The sequence below is a fragment of the Agrobacterium sp. 22117 genome, assembly GCF_052045735.1.
Classification (GTDB): domain Bacteria; phylum Pseudomonadota; class Alphaproteobacteria; order Rhizobiales; family Rhizobiaceae; genus Agrobacterium; species Agrobacterium cavarae.
Genome location: NZ_JBQEPP010000004.1, coordinates 444,065 through 469,196, shown reverse-complemented (window position 1 = coordinate 469,196; position 25,132 = coordinate 444,065). Strand labels below are relative to the sequence as shown.

The following is a 25,132-nucleotide window of genomic DNA, read 5'->3' as shown; positions in this document are numbered from 1 at the left end:
CGGAAATGCGCAGATTAAAGCGTGAAGACGAAGACGCTCCCGCGTGACTTTCGAAGTCTGCGCGGAGCGTTCAGAATCGACAGGAAAGACCATGGCAGCGCGCGGCGACAATGTGAGACCCAAATCCGGTACGGTGATCGATACCGAACCGCTGCGTCAGGCGATCACCGGCTGCGTGCGGTCTGTCGCGGGTAGTTCCGAAGTCGAAGTGGTTTTCGCCAATGAGCGTCCGGGCCTTGCCGGCGAGCGCATGCGGCTACCGGAAATCTCCAAGAAGCCGACGGCACAGGAAGTGGCGATCACCCGCGGACTTGGCGATTCCATGGCGCTTCGCCTTGCCTGCCACGATAGTGATGTGCATGCCACGATGTCGCCGCAGGGTGCCGATGCACGGCAGATCTTCGATGCTGTCGAACAGGCACGTGTCGAATCCATCGGCGCGCTTCGCATGCCAGGCATGGCGAACAACATTCGTGCGATGAACACGGAGAAATACGCCAAGGCGAACTTTGGCGCGATCAACACCCAGGAAGATGCACCGATTGCCGAGGCTGTTGCGCTGCTGGTCCGCGAGAAGCTGACCGGTGAAAAGCCGCCGGAAAGTGCAGGCAAAATCCTCGATGTCTGGCGCCCCTTTATCGAAGACAAGGCGTCTGGTGATCTCAAGGATCTCTCCTCCGTCATCGAAGACCAGAAGGCGTTTTCCAAGCTTGTTCGTAAAATGCTGACCTCCATGCAGATGGCGGAGGATTTTGGCGACGAGAATGACGAGCCGGAATCGCAGGAAGCCGAATCCGACGAAGACCAGCCGCGCAGCAACGAGCAGCAGGAAGAACAGGTCGAGGAAGACGCGGGCTCCGATGCCGCCCCTGCGGAGGAGAGCGAAGCCTCTCAGGAACAGATGGAAGATGGCGAGATGGATGGCGCCGAGATGTCGGAGGACGAAATGTCCGACGATCTCGATGAGGATTCCGAGACGCCCGGCGAAACCCGCCGCCCGAACAGCCCCTTCGACGATTTCAACGAGAAGGTCGACTACCGCATCTTCACCCAGGAATTCGACGAGGAAATTCATGCTGAGGAACTCTGCGACGAAGCGGAGCTGGATCGCCTGCGCGCCTTCCTCGACAAGCAGTTGGCGCACCTTCAAGGCGCCGTCGGGCGCTTGGCAAACCGTCTGCAGCGCCGCCTGATGGCGCAGCAGAACCGCTCCTGGGATTTCGATCTGGAAGAGGGCTACCTCGATCCGGCACGTCTCGTGCGACTCATCATCGATCCGATGCAGCCGCTTTCCTTCAAGAAGGAACGCGATACGAAATTCCGCGACACGGTCGTTTCGCTCGTCATCGACAATTCTGGCTCCATGCGCGGTCGACCGATCACGGTTGCCGCGACTTGTGCCGATATCCTCGCCCGCACGCTGGAACGCTCCGGCGTGAAGGTGGAAATCCTCGGCTTCACCACCAAGGCGTGGAAAGGTGGGCAGTCGCGCGAGCAATGGCTTGCCAGCGGCAAGCCGCCATCGCCCGGCCGTCTGAACGACCTGCGCCACATCATCTACAAGAGCGCGGATGCGCCGTGGCGCCGTGCGCGGCGCAATCTCGGCCTGATGATGCGCGAGGGCTTGCTCAAGGAAAACATCGACGGCGAAGCACTGATGTGGGCGCATAACCGCCTGATCAACCGCCCGGAGCAACGCAAGATCATGATGATGATCTCCGACGGCGCGCCGGTGGACGACTCAACGCTGTCGGTCAATCCGGGCAACTATCTCGAACGGCATCTACGCGCCGTCATCGAGCAGATCGAGACGCGATCGCCTGTCGAACTTTTGGCGATTGGCATCGGCCACGACGTGACGCGCTACTATCGCCGCGCCGTCACGATCGTGGACGCGGACGAACTGGCGGGCGCCATGACCGAGCAACTTGCCGCTCTCTTCGAGGATACCAGCACAAGCTCCGGCAAGCCGTCGCGCAGGATGCGCCGTGCGGGATAAGACACGTCGCAGCGGGGGCGTTTTCCCCCGCCGATCGTTCGCACGCCCCGTCGCTACGCTGGCTTTTGTTCTTGCCATTCTCAGCTCGGCGGCAATCGGCGCCTCCTCTCCTGAAGTTGCTGTGACCTCTTCGCCAATCCGGGATTTTCTCACCGGATCGAGTGAAAGGCACTTCGGCAAGCTCGAATTTATCGGCGGACTGTCCATGCGCTCGTCCGACCCTGATTTCGGGGCAATTTCGAGTGTGCGCTTTCGAGCGGACGGACGCAGCTTCGTTGCCGTTCTGGATACCGGCCACTGGATGACTGGCGAGATTGAGCGCGATAGCAAGACCGGGGCTCTTTCCGGCGTGTCGATGTTGCATATCGATCCGATGCTGAACGAGAATGGAACCGCCGCGCGCAGAAAGGTGGACATGGATGCGGAGGGCTTGGCAGTACGCGGCGATCGTCTCTATGTCAGCTATGAACAGTTCCACCGCATCGGCATTTATCCCGACAAGGATCTCGCCGGTGCCAAGCCACGCGGCAGGCTTCCCCATCTCATTCCCAACAACGCCCTGAAACGCAATGCCGGGCTGGAGACACTTGTTGCCTCGACGGAGAACTCGCCGCTCAAAGGCGCACTGGTTGCGGTGGCGGAAGACAGCGTCGACAGAAACGGTAATCTTTACGCCGCTATACTGGACGGGCCGCTGAAGGGGCTGTTTGCCGTCAAGAAGCATGGTGATTTCGCCGCGACAGACGGCGCTTTCCTGCCCAATGGCGACCTGCTTTTGCTGGAGCGCCGCTTCAATTTCAGCGAAGGAGCAGGCATGCGCATCCGCCGTATTGAGGGCCAGGATATTCGTCCAGGCGCTGTCGTCGATGGCGAAACGCTGATAGAGGCCGGCCCGTCCTATCAGATCGACAATATGGAAGGCATTGACGTCGTGCCTCAGCCGGATGGGTCCACCCATCTCATCCTTGTCTCGGACGACAACCACTCGTTCCTGCAACGAAACCTGATGCTGGAATTCAAGCTGAATCAATCAGACTCTTGAGAAACCCAACTCGGCCAGCCGCTTCTGCGCGGTCGGCGGCATGGGCAGGTCGGGATTGTTGCGCGCTGTCTCGATGAGCAGTTCGTCGCTCGCCTTTTCCGTCACCTCGATCAACGTCTTGAAGAAGGTATCCGGATCGAGACCGGGCTGGATCGGCGGCAGAATGCGCACCTTGAAGTGCCCCGGATAGCGCATGGTGGACCGGCGTGGCCAGAAAAGGCCGGGATGCATGGCAACGGGGACCACCGGCACTTTCAGATCGCGGTAAAGACGCGCAATGCCGTAGCGATATTCCGGCTCTGCCCCCGGTGGACGGCGCGTGCCTTCCGGATAGATGATCAACTCGCGACCCTTCGCCATCTCCTCCTTGGCGCGGTCCATGACCTTCAGCATTGCCTTGCCGCGCGCAGCACGATTGACCGGGATCATGCGCTGCTTGGCGACATACCAGCCAAAAAGCGGTATCCACATCAGTTCACGCTTCAGGATATAGACCGGGTCTTTCAGGTCCGGCAGCAGCGCGTAGGTGTCCCAGAAGGACTGGTGCTTGGGCGCGAAGATGCAGCCGGTTTGCGGAATATTTTCCAGACCCTCGACCTCGAAAGTCGTTCCGACGATCGTCTTCATCAGCCAATGGTTGGAACGTGCCCAGTTCTTCGGGATCTCATAGGCAAGCTTGCGCGGCACGATGAAGTAGATCGGCGTCAGCACGATCATGCGTAGGATGAGATTGAGATAGAAGAAGGTGTTGAACAGAACCGAACGTAGTCTGAGCATGTGTCTGGCGTCTCCGGGCGCTTGAGCCGAAGACGGGTGCCTCTTCACGCCAGCGCAGATGGGCAACGCCTACACGAAACCGGGGCCATGCAGCAAGAGCTATCCAGCGAGAAGGTCGTGGCCGAGACGGCACAAGGTTTTCCGGATCGACCGTTCAGTCTCTCAGGCCATTGCCCTTGCCGATGCCCGTCAGGTCGCGAAGTGCGGCGACGACGAATTTCGCGTATTCGGAGATCATGGTGCGCAACACGTCGGGATTGGCGAACCAGTTGGTGCGGCTCAAATCCGAGTTGATGACGGGATAGGCGATGAACTCGGTATTGGGGCTGGCGCTTCTAAGCTCATGCAGGCTCCGATGCATATGGTAATTATTGGTGACGACGACGATCGAGGTGTAGCCCTTGTCGCGTATCCACCCTGCGGCCTCATTGGCATTGCCAATCGTGTCGATCGCCTTGTAGCCCATGTCGACGCAGCAGGCGAAGAGATCGGGAGAACTCTGCGTCATCCTCCTGATTTGCGCGCGCGTCGTCGATGGGTTGACGCCTGAAATGAGCAGCCGCTTTCCGACCTTATCGCGCAACAACCCGACCGCCTGGTCAATCCGCTGGTAACCTCCGGTCAGGACAATGATGGCATCGGCTCTCGCGCCTTCCGGCGGTCGCATGGTCGCAACGGAATCGGCAAACCACAAAAATCCGCCGAAAACGGCACCGGCAGTGACGACGAAAACGAGGATGGCTATACGGATGAAGCGGCGCAACGGCCCGCGTCGCGAGAACATTCGGTTCCGCGGCGAATCAGCCATATGATCATGCCGGTCTATGCGACTCATTGCCATGAGTTACCATAAGCAGGGACTATGGCAAGGAACAGGCGGTTGTGCCCGGTCCTCTACCACCAACGCCCTATAAGCCATCGCTCTTCGACGGGTCGGAACGGATGCGGTCGATCTCATCGATGGTGCGAATGACCGTCATGCGCGCCGTAATCGTCGTCAGCAACGAGATGATGATCATCGTCATCAGGATACCGAGATAACCGTCGATGCCGACCGAGAATGAGCCGAACAAGGCGGTCGCCTGATCGCTTTGCGGCGTTGCAAGCGATCGCGACTGCCAGAAGCCTGCCGCAAGAAAGACGAACGCCGCGACAGCACTGCCGGCACCTGACCCCTTGAGACTGATCTTCAGAAAGTGCTTCTGGAATTCTCGCGCGACGAAGCCGCTTTCGGCGCCGACGAAATGCAGAACCTCGACAATGTGCCGGTTGCCGGAGAGTGCACCGCGCGTGGCAAAGATCACCGTCAGCACCATGGCGGTAAAGACCAGCACCAGCACGCCGACACCGATCATCACCGTCGTATGGGCCATGGACACCAGACGATCCACCCAGGTGCGGTGATCATCCAGAAAGGCCTGCGGGATTTCGGTCTTCAGCATTGCCCGCATGGCTTCGAAATCCGGCGGGTTGTTTTCATCGATGGTAATGATGACAAGACGCGGCACCGGCAGTTCGGAGAGATCAAGCCCCGAGCCCAGCCAAGGCTCCAGGAGGCGGCTCGTCGCGGCATCGTCCATGATCGTGCCTTCGCGCGTGCCGACGAAACCCAGCGCCAGATTGCGGGCCTTGTTGAGCGCCGCATTCATATCGAGCCCGTCCTCGGGCTTGATCTGAATGGTGATCTCCCGCGAGATCTGGCTCTGCCAGCTGGCGGCGGTGGCGCGTACCATGCTGACGGCACCGAGCGTCAGACAGGCGAGAAAGGCCATGATGGCGATGACGACGATCAGCGCGTTGCCCTGAATGTTGGATGGCGGCAGGATAGGCGCCATCGGGCGGATGCGCATCTGCGGTGCGCCCTGCTGCGGTGCTCTCGGCTTCAGCGTCTTACGGTTCATCTCATTCATAGATGTCGAGCCGCCCTTCGGTCAGAATCATCCGGCGCGCATCAACCTGATCCATCAAGCCAAAATCGTGCGTGGCGATGACGACGGCGGTGCCCAGCCGGTTGAGTTCCAGAAAGAGATTGAGCAGCCGCTTGGCCATGGGCGGATCAACGTTTCCGGTCGGCTCATCGGCCAACAGGATTTCAGGCTGATCCATCAGCGCGCGCGCGATCGCGGCACGCTGCTTTTCGCCGCCCGAAAGAATGGCGGGAAGAACGTTGACCCGCTCTCCCAGACCGACCCACTTCAAAAGCTCGATGACATCGTTGCGATAGGCGCTTTCTTCCTTGCCGCGGACACGCAAAGGCAAGGCGACATTCTCATAGGTCGTCAGATGATCAAGGAGGCGAAAATCCTGAAAGACGATGCCGACGCGTCGACGCAGCATCGGAAGCTCGCTTCTCGGGATGCGCGAGATGTCGCGATTGAACATGCGGATATGACCGCGCGTCGGCTGCAGCGACATGAGCAGCAGGCGCAGAAGCGTCGTCTTGCCCGCACCGGACGGCCCGGTCAGGAACTGAAAGGAACCCTTGGGAATATCGAAGGTCATGTCCCTGAGAATTTCCGGGCCCATGCCGTAACGCAGCCCGACATTTTCGAAATGGATCAACGCTTTTCCAGTCTCTTTCTTTTCCGATCCGCTTGAGCGTCTTCAAATCTCCGCCCTGCCGCTTTTTGCCCGCAAACGGCGGGAAACGCGGCTCGACTCAGTCGATCTTTGCGAAGCGTTAACCAATTAAATTTACGACTGGTCAAGATTCCTTTCAATGCCCGGGGTGAACTCGGGCTGAAAAACTGACCAAGGGAACTTCATGGCTATGTTCCGTCCATTTCGCAAACAATCGGCACATGATTACGACCTTTTGATGCCAGATGCGCCTGCTGCCCGGCCAAAGACAAGAGCCGTGACGCGACAGGAAACGATCGACGCCGACTTCGTGACCGTAAAGGAAACGGTGTTTCGTGACTACGGAAACGACAATCGACGCGCGGCTTATCAACAAGGCAAGCCCAGGACCGTCGGTGCGCTCGAGACATTTCAGGCGATGATCGCGTGGATCGATCGCAAGCTTTCCTCGCTTTCGGTCGACGGCTATTCGGCCGTCGTCGCGGCAGCAGCCGTCGGCATGTTCTTTATGTCCGGTGGATTTTCCGTGCTTCCGACGGAAAGACCGACCGTCGAGGCACCGCCTGAACCACTTGCCATCTCGCATATCAGCATTACCCCGCAGGATGCTGGCGGGATGGAAGTCCTGGTCATCAATGGCATTGTCGACAACAGAACCGACAACATTCAGGAGATTCCGTCCATCCGTGCCGACCTCTTTGCGGCGAAAGGTGAAAAGGTCGCCAGCATGCTGATCGAGCCGCCCATCATCGAGATCGGTCCTGGCCAGAGCCATGGTTTCTCGGCAAAACTGCGCCATCCCGGTGGAAAAACGCCAGAAATCAAGCTTTCCTTTATCGAAACGGATGCTTCCGCCCGCTGACTGTGCTACCGCAGCCCCTTCATTTCATCCGCCGGCAGGTTCTGTCTGGCTGCGAAGCAATGCAGGAGACACAATGCCCGTCGTTCGTGGAAAAAACATCGAGCCGCTTTACACCGCCGACCAGATCGCAGAGCGCAACCGCGACATGGCAAAGCACATCGCCCAGGGCCCGACAAAGGACCTGCTGGTCATTGCGGTGTTGAAGGGCTCCTTCATTTTCGCTGCCGACCTCATCCGCGCGCTGCACGATAGCGGCCTTGCACCGGAAGTCGAATTCATCACGCTTTCCAGCTACGGCACCGGCACCGTTTCGCAAGGCGTCAAGATCGTCAAGGATATCGACAGCGACGTGAAGGACCGCGACGTTCTTCTGATCGACGATATTCTCGAATCCGGTCGCACACTGCGTTTTGCCAAGGAACTGCTTTTCGAGCGTGGCGCCCGCAACGTCTCCATCGCCGTGCTTTTGGACAAGAAGGTCAAGCGCAAGGAAGATCTGGAGGCTGATTTCGTCGGCTTCGAATGCCCGGACTACTTCGTCGTCGGCTACGGCATGGATGTGGCCTATGCCTTCCGCGAATTGCCTTTCGTCGGCGTCGTCACTGGTGACGCAGAGTAAGTCTGTCTCTTCTCGATAAAACCGCAACAACGAAAAAGGGCTCTCGAAGGAGCCCTTAACGACATCACGCGGCGTCTGCCACGCCATCATGCGCAGATGGCTGCTTGACCTTGAACAGCAGCCTGTCGGTACCGGAGGTCACCTTGACGGTGGAACCATCCGGAACCTCGCCACCCAGGATCATCTCGGCCAGCCTGTCCTGAACGGACTTCTGAATGACACGCTTCAGCGGGCGTGCACCATATGCAGGGTCGTAACCCTTGTTGGCCAGCCAGATCCGGGCATCCTCATCCAGATCGAGCGTCACCTTGCGATCGCTGAGCAGCGAGACGAGGCGGCGAAGCTGGATATCGACAATCGCACCCATCTCATCGCGATGCAGGCGATGGAAGAGGATGATGTCGTCGATACGGTTCAGGAATTCGGGGCGGAAGTGACCGCGCACGCGCTCCATCACCATTTCGCGGACCGACTCCACCGTGTCGCTGTCGCCCATCTGCGTCAGGAACTCCGAACCGAGGTTCGACGTCATGATGATGATGGTGTTCTTGAAATCGACGGTGCGGCCCTGGCCATCGGTCAGACGGCCGTCATCCAGCACCTGCAACAGGACGTTGAAGACGTCCGGATGCGCCTTTTCGATCTCATCGAACAGCACGACCTGGTACGGGCGGCGGCGAACCGCTTCCGTCAGAGCCCCGCCTTCTTCATAGCCGACATAGCCGGGAGGCGCACCGATCAGCCGGGCAACGGAGTGCTTCTCCATATATTCCGACATGTCGAGGCGAACCATCGCGGTTTCGTCGTCGAAGAGGAAGCGCGCCAAGGCCTTGGTCAGCTCCGTCTTACCCACGCCCGTCGGGCCGAGGAAGATAAAGGAGCCGATCGGACGGTTCGGGTCCTGAAGACCGGCACGCGCACGGCGCACCGCCTTCGACACGGCCTGAACCGCTTCGCCCTGGCCGACCACGGACTTGCCGAGTTCGTCTTCCATGCGCAGCAGCTTCTCGCGCTGACCTTCCAGCATCCTGTCGACGGGAATGCCCGTCCAGCGGGAGACGACATGGGCAATATTGTCCGCCGTCACCACTTCCTGAACCATGGAGGCGGCACCGTTGCTGTCGCGCTCTTCCGCCGTCGCCAGTTCCTTTTCCAGGCCTGGAATGATGCCGTAGGTCAACTCACCGGCGCGCTGGAATTGACCGTTGCGCTGGGCAATCGCCAATTCGTTGCGTGCTTCGTCGAGCTGCTTCTTCAGATCCGCAGCATGTCCGAGCTTCTGCTTTTCCGCCTGCCAACGGGCCGTCAGGGCATCCGCCTTTTCCTCCGTATCGGTCAGCTCATCCTCTAGCTTCTTCAGCCGGTCGGCGGAAGACGCATCCGTCTCCTGCTTCAAGGCTTCGCGCTCGATCTTGAGCTGGATGATGCGACGATCCAGTTCGTCGAGCTCCTCCGGCTTGGAGTCCACCTGCATGCGAAGACGCGATGCGGCTTCGTCCATCAGGTCGATGGCCTTATCCGGCAGGAAGCGATCGGTGATGTAGCGGTTCGAAAGCGTCGCAGCCGCAACCAGGGCCGAATCCGAGATACGGACCTTGTGATGCTGCTCATACTTTTCCTTCAAACCACGCAGGATCGAGATCGTGTCCTCGACCGTTGGCTCGTCAACCAGAACCGGCTGGAAGCGACGGGCAAGTGCCGGATCTTTTTCCACATGCTTGCGATATTCATCGAGCGTGGTTGCACCGACGCAGTGAAGCTCGCCACGGGCAAGAGCAGGCTTCAGGAGGTTGGACGCATCCATTGCGCCATCCGCCTTGCCGGCTCCAACCAGCGTGTGCATCTCATCGATGAAAAGGATGATGCCACCTGCTTCGGCCTGAACCTCGTTCAGCACAGCCTTCAGACGTTCCTCAAACTCACCGCGATACTTCGCACCGGCAATCAGCGCGCCCATGTCGAGCGCCATGAGCTTCTTGTCTTTCAAGCTTTCCGGCACGTCGCCATTGATAATGCGCAACGCCAGACCTTCGGCGATGGCCGTCTTACCGACGCCCGGTTCACCGATCAGCACGGGGTTGTTCTTGGTGCGGCGCGACAGAACCTGGATCGTGCGGCGAATTTCGTCATCGCGACCGATCACCGGATCGAGCTTGCCTTCGCGCGCTTCCTCCGTCAGATCACGGGCGAATTTCTTCAGCGCATCGAAGCCCTGTTCGGCATTGGCGCTATCGGCCGTGCGGCCCTTGCGGATATCATTGATCGCCTGATTGAGCGCCTGCGCCGTCACCCCCGCCTTCTTGAGTGACGAGGAGGTGGACGCGGAGGTCTCGATCGCGAGCGCTTGTAGCAAACGCTCGACGGTCACGAAGCTGTCGCCTGCCTTTTTCGACACGTCTTCAGCGGTCGCAAAGACCTTCGCAAGCGGCGCTGTCAGCGAGAGGCCGCCATTGCCGCCGGAAACCTTGGGCAGTTTGGCCAGCGCCGCATCATTGGCAAGCCGCGCTTCCTTTGCATCGCCACCTGCGCGCTCGATCAGCGAGGACGCCATTCCCTGGTCGTCATCGAGCAGCGCCTTGAGCACATGCTCGGCTGCGAACTGCTGGTGGTTTTGCGCCAGCGCATAGGTCTGGGCGGATTGAAGAAATCCGCGGACCCGCTCTGAGTATTTTTCAATGTTCATATTCATAGCCTCCTTTGCCGGCCTGCCCGCTTTCGGCACAGATCGGAACGTTGGGATTGGAGCCCCCGTAAGCGGCAGACCCCTTTTCGGCATCTCACATCTTGGATTTGCAAGTGCCGCGAAGCCTTGGCGCATTTGATCGCCGCAGCTTGCTTAGCCAGAATATGGTGGGTGTTTTCATGCCTTTAAAGAGCATGCGGCAGTTACGCATGCAAAATACTGCGGCCTGCTTCAGGCAGACGGCGAAAGCCGCAGAAGCGACAGGTCCGCAAACCCATCGCGCAGTGTGTCCGCTGTCTCATCAGGCCGCGAGAGCGCGAGCCACGGCAAGGCGGATATCCGGCAGTGCGAAGGGCTTGGGAACGACGTCGATGATCTTGGTAACGAGATCGTCCGCACGCTCACGCTGTTCGGCATATCCCGTCATCAGCAGGATTTTGAGGTTGGGATATTGCGTCGAGGCACGATGCGCCAGTTCGATCCCGTCCATCACCGGCATGCGGATATCGGACAGGAGAAGATCGAAATCCTGTTCGCTCAGTTTTTCGAACCCCTGCTCGCCATCGGCGGCCTCATGGGTTTCGTGTCCATCCAGGCGAAGTGCCCGGGCGACAAACGTACGCAGAGCGTCTTCATCTTCGGTAATGAGAATTCTGGCCATCTTCCATTGCTCCTGGTATTCATTCCAGCGAGCCCAAACTCGGTCATTTCCCTTTGCAATAAGTAAATGACGGTGAGGCCACCGGTGGCATGGTTAACAACCCATGCCACAATGCGTTCCACCCCATCCAAGGCAGACCCGATAACTGATGAGTGAAGACATGGCAGCAAGAGCTGTGCACAGCGCGGCAATGCAGGAACGCGCCGAAAGGGATATGGCCCGCATGGGTGTCGATGCGGCATTTATTTCCAGACTGGTCGAGACCTTTTACGAGCGTGTCCGTGCGCATGACACGCTCGGACCTGTCTTCGACAACCGGCTTTCAGGCCGCTGGCCGGAGCACATGGAAAAGATGAAGAGCTTCTGGTCTTCCGTCGCATTCAAGACCGGGGCCTATGGCGGAAAGCCGGTCCAGGCGCATATGGGGGTCGGCGGCATGAGCGCCGATCTTTTTCCCCAATGGCTGACATTGTTTTCGCAGACGCTGGATGAGATCGCGCCAACGGGGCAAGCGCATGCATGGTTCATGCAGACCGCCGACCGCATCGCCAGAAGTCTGACACTCTCGCTCTTCTACAACCCCGCTTTCGACGATCCGACACGCGGCACCTGACGAATTTGCAGATCTCAACTTGGGGTTACCCAAGGCTGGCCGAAATATCACCACTATTGTCTTGAAGGCTGCAATCGGACGTGGTTATTACATCGGCGGGAGGCGTACCAAGCGGTTCGCCGAAGCTTCAGTCAAGGCAATCAGTGATGGATCGCAGATCGTTTATTAGAAACGCGGGCGCCGCCAGCGCAGGCGTTACAGCAGCAGCCCTCGCAGCACCCGCTATTGCGCAGGAAAACCCGCAGATCACATGGCGCATGACATCCTCTTTCACCAAGGGGCTGGATATTCTCTTTGGCGCGGGGCAGCTGGTTGCCGATCATGTGAAAGAAGCCTCGGGCGGCAACTTCGTCATCCAACATTTTGCCGGGGGTGAAATTGTCCCGGCGCTCCAGGCTGCAGATGCAGTCAGCGCCGGAACGGTCGAGATGGCCCATACCTGCTCCTATTATTATGTCGGCAAAGACCCGACTTTCGCGCTCGGCACCGCCATTCCCTTCGGTCTCAATGCTCGCCAGACCAATGCCTGGTTCAATCAGGCCGGCGGCAACGATCTGCTGAACGCATTTTTTGCCAAGCACAACATCTATTCCATCCTGCTCGGCAACACCGGCGCACAGATGGGCGGCTGGTTCCGCAAGGAAATCAACACCATCGATGACCTGAAGGGTCTGAAGATGCGTATCGCCGGACTTGCCGGCCAGGTCATGCAGAAGGTTGGCGTCACGCCGCAGCAGATTGCCGGCGGTGATGTTTATGCCGCCCTTGAAAAGGGCACGATCGACGCCACCGAATTTGTCGGCCCTTATGACGACCAGAAGCTCGGCTTCTATAAGGTCGCCAAATATTACTACTATCCCGCTTGGTGGGAGGGTGGCCCCGCGGTTCACGCCTTCATCAATCTCGAGAAGTACAACAGCCTGCCGGAAAACTACAAGCGCATCCTGAAAGACGCCTGCGCCGCGGGTAACGCCTACATGCTGGAGCGCTACGACGCGCAGAACCCGAAGGCGCTCAAGGAACTCGTGGCTCAAGGCGCGATCCTTCGCCCGTTCAGCCAGGAAATCCTCGATGTCTGCCACAAGGCAGCGGTCGAGACCTATGCCGGCATTTCTTCGGTGAACCCGGACTTCAAGACCATCTACGAAAGCCAGCAGGCCTTCAAGAAGGATGCCTATCTCTGGGCGCAGATCGCCGAATACACCTATGACACCTACATGATGATCCAGCAGCGCAACGGCACGCTTTAGCTTCATCTGTGCAATGTCTATGAAGGCCATCCGTCGAGTGCGGGTGGCCTTTCTGTTTTCAGGCTACAGCATCGGCGCGAAAATCGGACTCGATTTTCGGAAACCACGATGCGTCGATTCAAAAAGGCAAAGCGTCCTTTGTGCCTCCAATAGGACGCACGGCGCTTTAAACAAGAAGGGGCGCGACTTTCATCGCGCCCCTTTCATTGTGTGCCAGCTTCAGAAATCAGACGAGATCGAAGCGGTCGGCGTTCATCACCTTGTTCCAAGCAGCAACGAAGTCCTTGGTGAACTTGCGGCCGGCATCGGCGGAGGCATAGACCTCGGCGAAGGCGCGCAGCTGCGAGTGCGAACCGAAGATCAGGTCGACACGCGTACCGGTCCACTTCACTTCGTTGGTGTTGCGGTCACGGGCCTCGTAGATGCCTTTCTCGCCAGCGACCGGAGCCCACTGGGTGCTCATGTCGAGAAGGTTGACGAAGAAGTCGTTCGTCAGAACTTCGGGACGATCAGTGAAGACGCCATGCTCTGGCTTGCCGACGTTGAGAACACGAAGGCCACCCAAGAGCGCCGTCATTTCAGGACCGGTCAGGGTCAGCAGGTGCGCACGGTCGATCAGTGCTTCCTCTGCCTTCATGAACTGATGGCGCTTCTCGTTGACATAGTTGCGGAAGCCATCGATGCGTGGCTCGAGTGCGGCGAAGGAGGCAACATCGGTCTGCTCCTGCGAGGCATCGGCGCGGCCAGGCGTGAACGGTACGGTTACATCCTGTCCGCCAGCCTTCGCGGCCTTTTCGATTCCGGCAGCACCCGCCAGCACGATGAGATCGGCAAGCGAGATCTGCTTGCCGCCCGTCTGAGCCGCGTTGAAGTCACGCTGGACGCCTTCGAGAACCGAGAGAACCTTTGCCAACTGCTCAGGCTGGTTGGCTTCCCAGTTCTTCTGCGGCTCCAGGCGAATGCGTGCGCCATTGGCACCGCCACGCTTGTCCGAACCACGGAAGGACGAGGCGGACGCCCAGGCAGTGGACACCAGTTCCTGCACCGAAAGACCGGTCGCCAGAACCTTTGCCTTCAACTCGGCAATGTCCTGATCGTCGATCAGCGGATGGTTCACAGCCGGAACGACGTCCTGCCAGATCAGATCTTCGGCCGGAACTTCCGGACCAAGGTAGCGAACCTTCGGACCCATGTCGCGATGGGTCAGCTTGAACCATGCGCGGGCAAAAGCATCGGCGAACTGTTCCGGATGCTCCAGGAAGCGACGCGAAATCTTCTCATATTCCGGGTCGAAGCGCAGCGAGAGGTCCGTCGTCAGCATGGTTGGCAGCTTCTTCTTCGACGGATCGAAGGCATCGGGAATGGACGGCTCTGCATTCTTCGCCACCCACTGCTTTGCGCCAGCCGGGCTCGTGGTCAGTTCCCACTCGAAACCGAAGAGGTTTTCGAAGAAGAAGTTGCTCCACTGGGTCGGCGTCTGCGTCCAGGTGACTTCCGGTCCACCGGTAATGGCATCCTTGCCGACGCCCGTGCCGAACTTGCTCTTCCAGCCGAGACCCTGGTCCTCAAGCGCGCCACCTTCCGGCTCTGCGCCGATCAGCGACGGGTCGCCCGCACCATGGGTCTTGCCGAAGGTGTGGCCGCCTGCAATGAGTGCCACCGTTTCCTCGTCATTCATCGCCATGCGGGCGAAGGTTTCGCGGATATCGCGGGCTGCGGCAACCGGATCCGGATTGCCGTTCGGGCCTTCCGGGTTGACGTAGATGAGACCCATCTGCACCGCGCCGAGCGGTTCGGAGAGCTGGCGCTCGCCGCTGTAGCGCTCATCGCCAAGCCATGTGCCTTCCGGGCCCCAGTAGAGCTCTTCCGGTTCCCACACGTCTGCACGACCGCCGGCAAAACCGAAGGTCTTGAAACCCATGGATTCGAGCGCGACATTGCCCGTCAGGATCATCAGGTCGGCCCAGGAAATCTTGTTGCCGTACTTCTGCTTGATCGGCCACAGGAGACGACGCGCCTTGTCGAGGTTGGCATTGTCCGGCCAGCTGTTGAGGGGCGCGAAGCGCTGCTGGCCCATGCCGGCACCGCCGCGGCCATCGGTGATGCGATAGGTACCGGCGCTGTGCCAGGCCATACGAACGAAGAGACCGCCGTAATGGCCGAAGTCGGCTGGCCACCAGTCCTGGGAGTCCGTCATCAGCGCGTGAAGATCGTTCTTGACGGCATCAAGGTCTAGCGACTTGAACGCTTCGGCATAATCGAAGTCCTTGCCCATCGGGTCGGACAGGCTGGAATGCTGGTGAAGCTTCTGGATATCCAGCTGATCCGGCCACCAGTCACGATTGCCTCTTCCACGCGGGGAAGAATGGGCGACGGGACACTTGCCCGCGGCTGCGTTGGGATTGTCCATGATGTTCTCCTGCTTTGCTCAATCAAGTCATCAAATTTAATGAAGCGCGGTTGCGGAAATAATATGAGCCGCTCGCTCGTCGCGCTATGATCCCATCTTCGAAGACGGAAGCAGCGCGGCGCTCCTCGCGGTTCATGTCTTAGCCAATAGATGTGATAGTTTTAAGTTGGATTTACCGATTGCATCGATAGGAAATGATTATCGACATCATCTTTCAGCCTGCTCAGGCGGCAATTCCGAGGGAGACCAGCAAGAGAGGAAAAAAGCAGCAAAAATATTCTCCATCGCCGCATCTTTTTGAACGTTTCTGCCGTTTAAGGCGTCACGCTTTGTGGGATGACACATCAACCGGAGCGATGTTATCCGGACATAGGGAAAAGGAAATACCAATGGGCTTGCTCAAGACAATCGTAACGACGGCCGCAACCACGATTGCACTCCACGCCGTGCTGATCTCTCCTTCTGCCGCGGGAGAAAACCTCGATCAGATCAAGTCCGCCGGCGTCATCAAGATCGGCACCGAGGGTACGTACGCTCCTTTCACCTTTCATGATGCCAGCGGCAAGCTTGTCGGCTTCGATGTCGAAATCGGCCAGGCCGTCGCAGAGAAGCTTGGGGTGAAGCCGGAATTCATCGAAGGCAAGTGGGATGGCCTGATCGCTGGTCTTGATTCCAAGCGCTATGATGCCGTCATCAACCAGGTTGGCATCACAGAAGCGCGCAAGCAGAAATACGCTTTCTCCGAGCCTTACATTGCTTCGAAAGCCGTGCTGATCGTCAGCGACAAGAATACCGATATCAAGGGCTTTGAAGACCTGAAGGGCAAGAAGTCGGCGCAATCGCTGACCAGCAACTTCGGCAAGCTTGCGACCGAAGCGGGCGCAGAACTCGTCGGCACCGACGGTTTCGACCAGTCGATCCAGCTGGTTTTGACCGGCCGCGCCGATGCGACCGTCAATGACAGCCTGTCCTTCCTGGACTTCAAAAAGAAGCAGCCGCAGGCACCGGTAAAGATCGTCGCCGAAAAGCCGGACGCGGACTATTCCGGCATCATCGTTCGCAAGGGCGATGAGGAACTGGTCGCCGCCATCAACAAGGCGCTGGAAGAGATCAAGGCCGACGGTACTTACAAGAAGATTTCCGACACCTATTTCGGTCAGGACGTTTCCAAGTAAGCTCTTTCTAAATAGCGGATGCGTCGCATCTGCTATATCCTCCCTTATAGATCATTCGCAGACGAAGTCCGGCAACAGCCGGGCTTCCTTTTTGTTTTGAGGGTTTCTTCGTGCCGCATTGGCTGCAATTGATGATGGATTCGCTCCCCACGCTTCTGTGGGCCGGGGTGAAGTTCACAATACCGCTGACCCTGCTCTCCTTCGTCCTTGGCCTGGCACTCGGGCTGGCGACAGCGGTCGCGCGGCTGTTCGGTCCGGCGCCCGTTGTTCTCCTCGCACGCTTCTACGTTTGGGTGATCCGGGGAACGCCTCTTCTCGTCCAACTCTTCGTCATCTTCTACGGACTGCCGAGCATCGGCATTCTTCTCGATGCTTTTCCCGCAGCGCTCATCGGCTTCACGCTGAATGTCGGCGCCTATACATCCGAGATCATTCGCGCCGCCATTTCGTCCGTGCCCAAGGGACAGTGGGAAGCTGCTTTCTCGACGGGAATGAATTGGCGTCAGGCCATGCAGCGCACGATCTTGCCGCAAGCAGGGCGCGTTGCCGTGCCGCCTCTGTCGAACACCTTCATCTCGCTGGTGAAAGATACCTCGCTTGCAGCGGCAATCACCGTGCCGGAACTCTTCCAGTCCGCTCAGCGCATCGTTGCCACGACATACGAACCGTTGATCCTCTACATCGAAGCAGCTCTCATCTACCTTGCCCTGAGTTCCGTTTTATCGGCCCTGCAGGCGCGACTTGAAACCCGCTTTGCCCGATATGGCGGCATGATGGAGAGCAACCGATGATCGAACTCAATGCCATCGAAAAGCGCTTCGGCGATGTCGTAATCCTCAAGGACATCACGCTCGGCTTTCCAGAAGGCAGCGTGACGGCTCTCGTCGGGCCTTCGGGCGGCGGCAAGAGCACGCTTCTGCGCTGCATCAACCTTCTTGAACTGCCAAGCGAAGGCACCGTGCGGATCGGTACCGATCGCGTCTCCTTCCATCACGGTCGAAAGGTCGCGTGGCAGGAAATTCAAAAAATTCGCCGCCAGACGGGTATGGTGTTCCAGAACTTCCAGCTCTTCCCGCACAAAACCGCGATCGAGAATGTCATGGAAGGCCTGCTCGTCGTGCAAAAATGGCCGATGGAAAAGGCCCGTTCGAGAGCGATGGAGCTGTTGACAAAGGTCGGCATGGCGCACAAGGCGGATGCCTGGCCTGCAAACCTGTCGGGCGGCCAGCAGCAGCGCGTCGCCATTGCCCGCGCGCTTGCGCCCTCGCCCAAGGTGCTGCTCTGCGACGAACCCACCTCTGCGCTCGATCCGGAACTGTCGGCGGAAGTGGTCGAGGTCCTGGGCCAACTGGCGCGGGAAGGCACGACCATGGTCATGGCGACACATGATCTGCGCCTTGCGTCAACGATCGCCGGTCTCGTCGTGTTTCTGGAAGCCGGCAAGGTGGTTGAGACCGGCAGTTCCGACGCCATCTTCCGCAATCCGCAGCAGGAGCGGACACGACGTTTCGTCTCATCCATCAATGCGGCACAGACGTTGTCATAAGTCTTCTCGAGCTTTCAACTTCGCTCGACACGTTCCAGGTAGCTATTAGGCGCTAGAGGTAACGCGCCCAGCGACCGCTTTGCGCGCCCGCTCGCCGTGTCAAATCTGCGTGAGCAGGACGGGAAGACGGGTGCACAGGCTTCGGTCATATTGCGTGGCAACATTTTATAAGCATTTATAAAGAAAAGCCTATTAGCCATCATTCAAATAATAAGGACCAAATCTGCGCGGGCGCGAGAAACCGCTTGATTTTAAAAACGAACGTTCGTACTTAAATTCCCACAAAGGACGTTTCATGGCTAGAACCCGCAAGATCAGCACCGACGATATTCTCGACGCCGCCGAGCGCGTTGTCATGCGCGACGGGGCGGCGGGACTCTCCATCGATGCGGTGGCGCAGGAAGCCGGCGTCAGCAAATCGCGGGTCGTCTATGACCACAAGTCGAAAAGTGCGCTTCTCGAAGCTCTGATCGATCGGCACATGTCCGCTGAGGAGGCCCGTATTCGCGACGCCGTCGGCTCGCACAGCGAGGCTCCTCACCCCGAGCTTTTCGGCCGGATCAGTCTGGCGGAAGAGGCACCGGACGATATCGACCGCGCCGTTTGCTTCGCCATTTCAGCCGCCATGTCCAGCGAGGAAAATGTTCATGAGCGCATGCGGGCATGGACGAAGGCCGACCTCGAGGCGATGAAAGCCGGGCCGCGCCCGAAAGCAGCCCTTCTCACCTATCTTGCCCTCACGGGTCTTTGTTGCATGGAGCTCTTCGATTTCCACCGCTGGGAGACCAGCGAGCGACACGAGATTCTGGATGGCATCAAAGACATCTACGCTTCCTTACCCGATAAAAAATGACGATCGCTCGATGCGATGAAGACAAGGATTGAAAAAATGCTGAGCAGAAAAGCTTTGCCCCGCCTTGCGAGCCTGTTCCTTGGTGGCATGATCGTGCTGTCGGGACCGTCGCTGCAAGCGCAGGAAGGCGGCATGCAAATGCCCCCGCCCGCCGTTGGCGTTCTCGAATTGAAGGCACGCGCCGTTCCTGTCGTCAACGAATTGCCAGGCCGCGTCGCCGCAACGCGCGTAGCGGAAGTGCGCGCCCGCGTTTCCGGCATTCTTCTGGAACGTGTCTTCCAGCAGGGCACCTTGGTGCAGAAGGACGACATTCTCTACCGCATCGATCCGAAGCTCTTCAAGGTGCGGGTGGAGAGCGCCCAGGCAGCGCTGCAGCGCGCGCAGGCAACGCAGGCCAACGCCCGCCAGCAACTGGAACGCCAGAAGAACCTGCGCGAACGCAATGTCGCGACCGGCATCGAATACGACACGGCCGCTGTGAACCTTGCACAGGCGGACGCCGATGTCGCGCTCCAGCAGGCGGCACTCGATGAAGCCAAGATCAACCTCGATTATACGGAGGTCCGCGCGCCCATTACCGGCATCATCGGTGCGGCACTGGTGACCGAAGGCGCGCTGGTGACAGCGGATGGCACTCAGAACCTCGCGCTGATCCAGCAGATCGACCCAATCTATGCGGATTTCACCCAATCGGCGCAGGACATGCTGGCGTTGAAGCGTGCGGTGGAAGACGGCAAGCTGGCAAGCCCCGCCCCGGATCAGGCAAGTGTCCGTCTCGTCTTCGATGACGGCACTGTCTATGCCGACGCCGGCCGCCTGCTCTTTGCCAGCGCCAGCGTCGATGCCACCACCGGCCAAGTGACGCTGCGTGCAGAATTCCCCAATCCGAAGCGCAACCTTTTGCCCGGCATGTATGTGCGCGTGCGCATCGAACAGGCCGTACGCCAGGACGCCATCACCATTCCCCAACGCGCCGTTCTTCGCAACGCCGAGGGCAAGCCGATGGTCTATATCGCCAAGGATGACGGCACGGCCGAAGCCCGCCCGATCGAACTCGGACAGGCTGTCGATACCGAATGGGTTGTCGATAAGGGTCTGTCGGCGGGTGAAAAGATCATCGTCGACGGTGCACAGAAGGTTCAGCCTGGCGGCAAGATCGCAGCAGAACCCTGGCAGCCGCAAAAGCCTGCCGATGCCGCAGCTCAACCGCCGAAGCAGTAAGGTCACCTCATGGCACAGCTATTCATCAGACGGCCGATCCTTGCCTGGGTCTTCGCGCTGTTCATCTCGATTGCCGGCATCATCGCCATCCCCTTCCTGCCGATCGCGCAGTATCCGAAGGTGGCACCGCCGCAGTTGACGATCTCCACCAGCTATCCCGGCGCCTCGCCGCAGGAAATCTATCAGGGCGTGACCCGTCTCATCGAAGACGAGTTGAACGGTGTCGAAGGACTGATGTATTTCGAATCCACCTCGGATACGGCAGGTCAGGTCTCGATCAACGCCACCTTCCAGGCCGGAACCAACATCAACCAGGCCTCGGTGGATGTGCAGAACGCCATCCGCCGCGTGGAGGCACGCCTTCCTTCTGCCGTCGCCTCGCAAGGTGTGACCGTCGAAGAAGCCTCCTCCGGCTTCCTCATGTTCATTACGCTCACCTCCACCGATGGGACGATGGATGAGGTGGCGCTTGGCGACTATCTCAACCGCAACGTTCTTGGCGAATTGCGCCGTATCGACGGTGTTGGCCGCGCCCAGCTGTTCTCCGCCCAGCGCGCCATGCGTGTCTGGATCGATGCCGACAAACTTGTCGGCCTCAATCTGACGGCCGCCGATATCAACAGCGCGATCACTGCCCAGAACGCCCAGGTGGCAGCAGGCCAGATCGGTGCAGCACCCAATCCGGTCTCTCAGGATTTGACGGCAACCGTTCTCGTCAAGGGACAGCTGACCGACACGAAAGAGTTCGGCAACATCGTCCTGCGCGCCAACCCGGACGGCAGTTCCGTTCGCTTGAAGGACGTAGCCCGGATCGAACTTGGTGCAGAAACCTACAACTTCTCGAGTCGCCTGAACGGCCAGCCGAGTGCTGCCGTCGGTATTCAGCTTTCCTCCACCGGCAATGCGGTCGCTACCTCGAAAGCGGTGACGGCGAAGCTCGAAGAGCTGTCGCGCTTTTTCCCTTCGGGCGTCGCCTACAGCGTTCCCTATGACACCAGCCCCTTCGTTTCCGCATCCATCGAGAAGGTGATGCACACGCTGGTGGAAGCCATCATCCTCGTTTTCGTGGTGATGTTCGTCTTCCTGCAGAACTTCCGCTACACGGTCATCCCGACACTCGTGGTGCCGGTGGCGCTGCTCGGCACCTGCGCCATCATGTATGCGACGGGCTTCTCCATCAACGTGCTGACGATGTTTGCCATGGTGCTTGCCATCGGTATCCTCGTCGATGACGCCATCGTCGTGGTCGAAAATGTCGAACGCATCATGGCCGAGGAAGGTCTGTCTCCCAAGGCCGCGACGCAAAAGGCGATGCGCCAGATCACCGGCGCCATCCTAGGCATCACACTGGTTCTTTCCTGCGTTTTCATTCCCATGGCCTTCTTCCCGGGATCGACAGGCATCATCTACCGCCAGTTCAGCTTGACCATGGTGGTGTCGATCCTGTTCTCGGCCTTCCTCGCCCTGTCGCTGACGCCTGCGCTCTGCGCGACGTTCCTCAAGCCCATTCCAAAGGGACATCATGAAAAGCGTGGCATCGGCGGCTGGTTCAACCGCAAGTTCGACAGCCTGACGAACGGCTATACGAAGACGGCAACCGGCACGGCCAAGCGAGCAGGCCGGATGATGGTGATCTATCTGGCACTGGTCGCGGGTCTCGGCTATCTCTTCATCAACCTGCCAAGTGCCTTCGTGCCGGATGAAGACCAGGGCTTCCTGATCGTGGACATCCAGGGCCCACCAGAGGCCAGCGCCAACCGCACGCTCGCGTCCATCAAGCAGATCGAGACGATCTTCAAGGCCGACCCCGCGGTGAAGGATATTGTCGCGATCCAGGGCTTCAGCTTCTCCGGCAACGGCGCCAATGCTGCCCTTGCCTTCGTAACGCTGAAGGATTGGAGCGAGCGTGGTGCCGGCAACTCGGCGCAGGATATCGCCAACCGGGCCAACATGAAGCTCTTCGGTCTGAAGGATGCGACAACCTTTGCCCTTTCGCCTCCACCGATCGAAGGCTTCGGTACGTCCGGCGGCTTCTCCTTCCGTCTGCAGGACCGTAACGGCATCGGCCAGGCTGCCCTCTCTGCCGCAGCCGCAGAGCTGATGCAGAAGGCGAGCCAAAGTCCGATCCTGACGGGCATGCGTATCGAAGGTCTGCCGGACGCGGCCCAGGTGCTGCTGGTGATCGACCGTGAAAAGGCCAACACCTTTGGCGTGACCTTTGCGGATATCAACAACACCATCACCGCCAATCTCGGATCGTCCTATATCAATGACTTCCCGAATGCCGGCCGCATGCAGCGCGTCATCGTGCAGGCGCAGGACCGCGATCGCCTTCAGGTGGAAGATCTGCTGAAGCTCAATGTCCGCAACTCGAGCGGCGGCATGGTGCCTTTGAGCTCCTTTGCCATTGCCCAGTGGCAGAAGGGTTCGCCACAGGTCGTCGGCTATAACGGCTATCCGACGATCCGTATCTCCGGCGCTCCGGCTCCGGGCAACTCCACGGGCGCGGCGATCACCGAGATGGAACGCATCGCTTCGGAACTTCCGGCCGGTGTCGGTTACGAATGGACGGGCCAGGCGCTTGAGGAAATCAAGTCTGGCTCCCAGGCACCCTTCCTCTTCGGCCTCAGCATTCTTTTCGTCTTCCTTCTTCTGGCAGGCCTCTACGAAAGCTGGTCCATTCCGCTTGCGGTCATGCTGGTCGTTCCGCTCGGCATCATCGGCTCGGTCCTGGCGGTCATGGTGCGGGATATGCCGAACGACATCTACTTCAAGGTGGGTCTGATCGCGATCATCGGTCTCTCGGCCAAGAACGCGATCCTGATCGTCGAATTCGCCAAGGACTATTATGCGGAAGGCAAGTCGCTCCTGGATTCTGCGGTTCAGGCCGCACGCGTCCGCTTCCGCCCGATCATCATGACCTCGCTTGCCTTTACACTCGGCGTGGTACCCTTGGCGATTGCGACAGGCCCAAGTGCGGCAAGTCAGAACGCCATCGGCACCGGTGTTCTGGGCGGCATGATCTCGGCCACAATCCTTGCGGTCTTCTTCGTTCCCGCCTTCTTCGTCTTCGTCCTGACGCTCATGCGCACCAAGCGGCCTGTCACGGAGCACGAGGAAAAACAGGAGCCACCGCCGCAGGCCACCCAAACCCACTCCTCCTGACGAAGATCGATTGAAACACGAACGCCGCGAATGGAAACATCCGCGGCGTTTTCGTTTGTCAGACAGGATGAATTTCGACGGGCCGCTACTTCGTCCCAACCTCGTCCTCGACATGAGCGGCAATCTTTTCCAGCAGGACATCGCGAATGCCGATGGCTTTCAGGTGCTCGACCGTGTTGAAGACATAATCCGAGTTGGGTCCCGAGCTGCCCTCTGCATTTCGGATGATCGAGGCGGCATCATCCACCTTCAGACCACCGACATATTGCGGGTGGCAAGGGTCTGCCACATAGGTCAGCGCGTTCAGCCGTCGACCGTCCTCAAGGCTCACCATGATCAGGCGTTCCTTGTAGACATTCGTCACCAGTTCTCGCTCCCGCAGATAATCGAGCACAGGCTTGCGGCCCGATGCCTTGACCCGAAAAGCAACGCCAAGGCAGGACCCGCCGCGCTCAAGACCCAGCACCAGCCCCGGCCTTTCCTCCGTACCGCGGTAGTGGTTGGAGCGGATGCAAAGCGCCCGCCGGTAGCCGAATAAGCGCGCCCGTTGACGCTCCTCAAAAGGGAAGCCGGGGTTCCACATCAGCGAACCGTAGCCAAAGACCCAAAAATCGTCCATATCGCACGCCAAATCACTATTATACGCTGCGCAGCATTGGAGATCATCATGGCAACGTCAAGCCAATCCCGTACAGGCAGAAAATTCCTTTTTCTCGGGCTCGGCATCGTGCTTGTCATCGCCATCTACACGGCGGGTTGGTTTTACGCCGCCAACAGGCTGGAAGAAAAGGTGATCAAGGCGATTGCGCCCGGCGGCACGTCCAGCATCAAGGGTGAATGCACCGACATGGCCTTCCGCGGCTATCCTTTCCGCATCGGCCTCTTCTGCTCCAAGGTGAATGTGGAAGATACCAAAACCGGGGTGACCACATCCTTCGGCGCTCTGCGCTCTGCAGCCCAGGTCTACGCACCGGGCCACATCGTCTGGGAGCTGGATTCGCCAGCTGAAATCCGCACACCGCATGGCCTCACGGTCTCGGCGCAATGGGCGAACCTGCAATCCAGCCTCGTCACCAAGCTCAAGGGCATCGATCGCACGTCGCTGGTGATCGACGGATTGAAGGCGCAAGCCGTCTCGTCTGTGACCAACCAGACCATCGACTTCGACGCCGCCAAAACCGAGGTTCATCTGCGCCAGAACGGCGCCGATCTCGATGGCGCAGTAACGCTGAACGACGCCGCCACAGTCGTTCAGGGCTGGCCGCAGATCCTGCCCCGCCTCAACGCCATTGCCGACGTCACTCTTGCCGGCAAGGCCGGTATGATCGACGGCAGCGATACGACCGGCCTTTACGGTGCAAGCGGCGAATTGCGCCGGGTGATGCTCGATATTGGCGATGGTCGCATCATGCGCATCAGCGGCCCGTTCGCCTTCGACGATCAAGGCTATCTGTCGGGCAAGTTCAAGCTGGAGATCGAAAAGCTGGGTGACTGGGCCGACAATGCCAAACAGGCCTTCCCGCAGCTTCAGTCCACCATCGACACCGCCCGCAAGCTTCTTGGCGCGCTCGCAGGTGGCGGTGATCATACATCCGTCGATCTGGTGGTCGATCGCGGCCGCGCTACCGTCAGCGGCTTCATTCCGCTCGGCAAGATCCCCCCGATCTGACGATCGG

At 59.2% G+C, this 25,132-nt stretch carries 21 protein-coding genes; 13 read left to right on the top strand and 8 right to left on the bottom strand.

The window, feature by feature from the left end:
* Positions 1-91 precede the first annotated feature (91 nt).
* Both cobT and ACTJKV_RS14180 read left to right on the top strand, forming a co-directional pair.
* Positions 92-1,999: a cobaltochelatase subunit CobT gene (cobT, locus tag ACTJKV_RS14185; protein WP_062427623.1), complete on the top strand. Its 1,908-nt coding sequence runs from the start codon at positions 92-94 to the stop codon at positions 1,997-1,999.
* 58 nt (positions 2,000-2,057) lie between these two features.
* Positions 2,058-3,041 (top strand): esterase-like activity of phytase family protein, encoded by a 984-nt coding sequence (locus ACTJKV_RS14180; RefSeq protein ID WP_440598985.1) that lies wholly within the window; start codon positions 2,058-2,060, stop codon positions 3,039-3,041.
* Here ACTJKV_RS14180 and ACTJKV_RS14175 read toward each other — a convergent pair.
* The 4 genes from ACTJKV_RS14175 to ftsE all read right to left on the bottom strand — a co-directional run bounded on the left by ACTJKV_RS14175 (position 3,030) and on the right by ftsE (position 6,380).
* The gene (locus ACTJKV_RS14175; protein ID WP_062427622.1) at positions 3,030-3,818 is read right to left on the bottom strand and encodes a lysophospholipid acyltransferase family protein; all 789 of its coding nucleotides are present in this window, start codon (positions 3,816-3,818) and stop codon (positions 3,030-3,032) included. The two genes, ACTJKV_RS14180 and ACTJKV_RS14175, sit on opposite strands and share 12 nt — an antisense overlap.
* 154 nt (positions 3,819-3,972) lie before the next feature.
* On the bottom strand, positions 3,973-4,659 hold the full coding sequence (locus ACTJKV_RS14170; protein WP_062427621.1) for a YdcF family protein: 687 nt from the start codon (positions 4,657-4,659) through the stop codon (positions 3,973-3,975).
* A 67-nt stretch (positions 4,660-4,726) separates the two neighbouring features.
* Positions 4,727-5,728 (bottom strand): cell division protein FtsX, encoded by a 1,002-nt coding sequence (locus ACTJKV_RS14165; RefSeq protein WP_062427620.1) that lies wholly within the window; start codon positions 5,726-5,728, stop codon positions 4,727-4,729.
* Positions 5,721-6,380 carry a cell division ATP-binding protein FtsE gene (gene ftsE, locus ACTJKV_RS14160; RefSeq protein ID WP_062427619.1) on the bottom strand — a complete coding sequence of 220 codons (660 nt, stop codon included), beginning with the start codon at positions 6,378-6,380 and terminating at the stop codon, positions 5,721-5,723. The genes ACTJKV_RS14165 and ftsE overlap by 8 nt, the downstream gene beginning before the upstream one ends.
* A gap of 208 nt (positions 6,381-6,588) precedes the next feature.
* Between ftsE and ACTJKV_RS14155 the strand changes: the two genes are divergently transcribed.
* Both ACTJKV_RS14155 and hpt read left to right on the top strand, forming a co-directional pair.
* Positions 6,589-7,260, top strand: coding sequence for a hypothetical protein (locus tag ACTJKV_RS14155; protein WP_440598984.1), 672 nt, complete (start codon positions 6,589-6,591; stop codon positions 7,258-7,260).
* A gap of 73 nt (positions 7,261-7,333) precedes the next feature.
* Positions 7,334-7,879 (top strand): hypoxanthine phosphoribosyltransferase, encoded by a 546-nt coding sequence (gene hpt / locus ACTJKV_RS14150; protein ID WP_062427617.1) that lies wholly within the window; start codon positions 7,334-7,336, stop codon positions 7,877-7,879.
* A 64-nt stretch (positions 7,880-7,943) separates the two neighbouring features.
* Here hpt and clpB read toward each other — a convergent pair whose 3' ends face one another.
* On the bottom strand, positions 7,944-10,562 hold the full coding sequence (gene clpB / locus ACTJKV_RS14145; protein ID WP_062427751.1) for an ATP-dependent chaperone ClpB: 2,619 nt from the start codon (positions 10,560-10,562) through the stop codon (positions 7,944-7,946).
* Positions 10,563-10,863: 301 nt separating this feature from the next.
* Positions 10,864-11,223 (bottom strand): response regulator, encoded by a 360-nt coding sequence (locus tag ACTJKV_RS14140; protein ID WP_062427616.1) that lies wholly within the window; start codon positions 11,221-11,223, stop codon positions 10,864-10,866.
* A 148-nt stretch (positions 11,224-11,371) separates the two neighbouring features.
* Between ACTJKV_RS14140 and ACTJKV_RS14135 the strand changes: the two genes are divergently transcribed.
* Both ACTJKV_RS14135 and ACTJKV_RS14130 read left to right on the top strand, forming a co-directional pair.
* On the top strand, positions 11,372-11,836 hold the full coding sequence (locus ACTJKV_RS14135; RefSeq protein WP_440598905.1) for a group III truncated hemoglobin: 465 nt from the start codon (positions 11,372-11,374) through the stop codon (positions 11,834-11,836).
* A gap of 146 nt (positions 11,837-11,982) precedes the next feature.
* A complete protein-coding gene (locus tag ACTJKV_RS14130) occupies positions 11,983-13,086 on the top strand; it encodes a TRAP transporter substrate-binding protein (protein ID WP_440598904.1) in 1,104 nt (367 codons plus the stop codon).
* A 226-nt stretch (positions 13,087-13,312) separates the two neighbouring features.
* Here the strand turns inward: ACTJKV_RS14130 and katG are convergent, their stop codons facing one another.
* Positions 13,313-15,496, bottom strand: coding sequence for a catalase/peroxidase HPI (gene katG / locus ACTJKV_RS14125; protein WP_062600230.1), 2,184 nt, complete (start codon positions 15,494-15,496; stop codon positions 13,313-13,315).
* A gap of 389 nt (positions 15,497-15,885) precedes the next feature.
* Between katG and ACTJKV_RS14120 the strand changes: the two genes are divergently transcribed.
* The 6 genes from ACTJKV_RS14120 to ACTJKV_RS14095 all read left to right on the top strand — a co-directional run bounded on the left by ACTJKV_RS14120 (position 15,886) and on the right by ACTJKV_RS14095 (position 23,456).
* Positions 15,886-16,671, top strand: a complete 786-nt coding sequence (locus tag ACTJKV_RS14120; RefSeq protein WP_440598903.1) for an amino acid ABC transporter substrate-binding protein — start codon at positions 15,886-15,888, stop codon at positions 16,669-16,671.
* A 110-nt stretch (positions 16,672-16,781) separates the two neighbouring features.
* Positions 16,782-17,462 carry an amino acid ABC transporter permease gene (locus tag ACTJKV_RS14115; RefSeq protein ID WP_130978097.1) on the top strand — a complete coding sequence of 227 codons (681 nt, stop codon included), beginning with the start codon at positions 16,782-16,784 and terminating at the stop codon, positions 17,460-17,462.
* Positions 17,459-18,217, top strand: coding sequence for an amino acid ABC transporter ATP-binding protein (locus ACTJKV_RS14110; protein ID WP_440598902.1), 759 nt, complete (start codon positions 17,459-17,461; stop codon positions 18,215-18,217). The genes ACTJKV_RS14115 and ACTJKV_RS14110 overlap by 4 nt, the downstream gene beginning before the upstream one ends.
* Positions 18,218-18,512: 295 nt before the next feature.
* The gene (locus ACTJKV_RS14105) at positions 18,513-19,070 is read left to right on the top strand and encodes a TetR/AcrR family transcriptional regulator (RefSeq protein WP_113179980.1); all 558 of its coding nucleotides are present in this window, start codon (positions 18,513-18,515) and stop codon (positions 19,068-19,070) included.
* A gap of 87 nt (positions 19,071-19,157) precedes the next feature.
* On the top strand, positions 19,158-20,291 hold the full coding sequence (locus ACTJKV_RS14100) for an efflux RND transporter periplasmic adaptor subunit (RefSeq protein WP_440598983.1): 1,134 nt from the start codon (positions 19,158-19,160) through the stop codon (positions 20,289-20,291).
* 9 nt (positions 20,292-20,300) lie between these two features.
* Positions 20,301-23,456 carry a multidrug efflux RND transporter permease subunit gene (locus tag ACTJKV_RS14095; RefSeq protein ID WP_440598901.1) on the top strand — a complete coding sequence of 1,052 codons (3,156 nt, stop codon included), beginning with the start codon at positions 20,301-20,303 and terminating at the stop codon, positions 23,454-23,456.
* 85 nt (positions 23,457-23,541) lie between these two features.
* Here the strand turns inward: ACTJKV_RS14095 and ACTJKV_RS14090 are convergent, their stop codons facing one another.
* Positions 23,542-24,075: a gamma-glutamylcyclotransferase gene (locus ACTJKV_RS14090; protein ID WP_440598900.1), complete on the bottom strand. Its 534-nt coding sequence runs from the start codon at positions 24,073-24,075 to the stop codon at positions 23,542-23,544.
* A 48-nt stretch (positions 24,076-24,123) separates the two neighbouring features.
* Here ACTJKV_RS14090 and ACTJKV_RS14085 point away from each other — a divergent pair, with 48 nt between their 5' ends.
* Positions 24,124-25,125 (top strand): DUF2125 domain-containing protein, encoded by a 1,002-nt coding sequence (locus ACTJKV_RS14085; protein ID WP_440598899.1) that lies wholly within the window; start codon positions 24,124-24,126, stop codon positions 25,123-25,125.
* Positions 25,126-25,132: the final 7 nt, after the last annotated feature.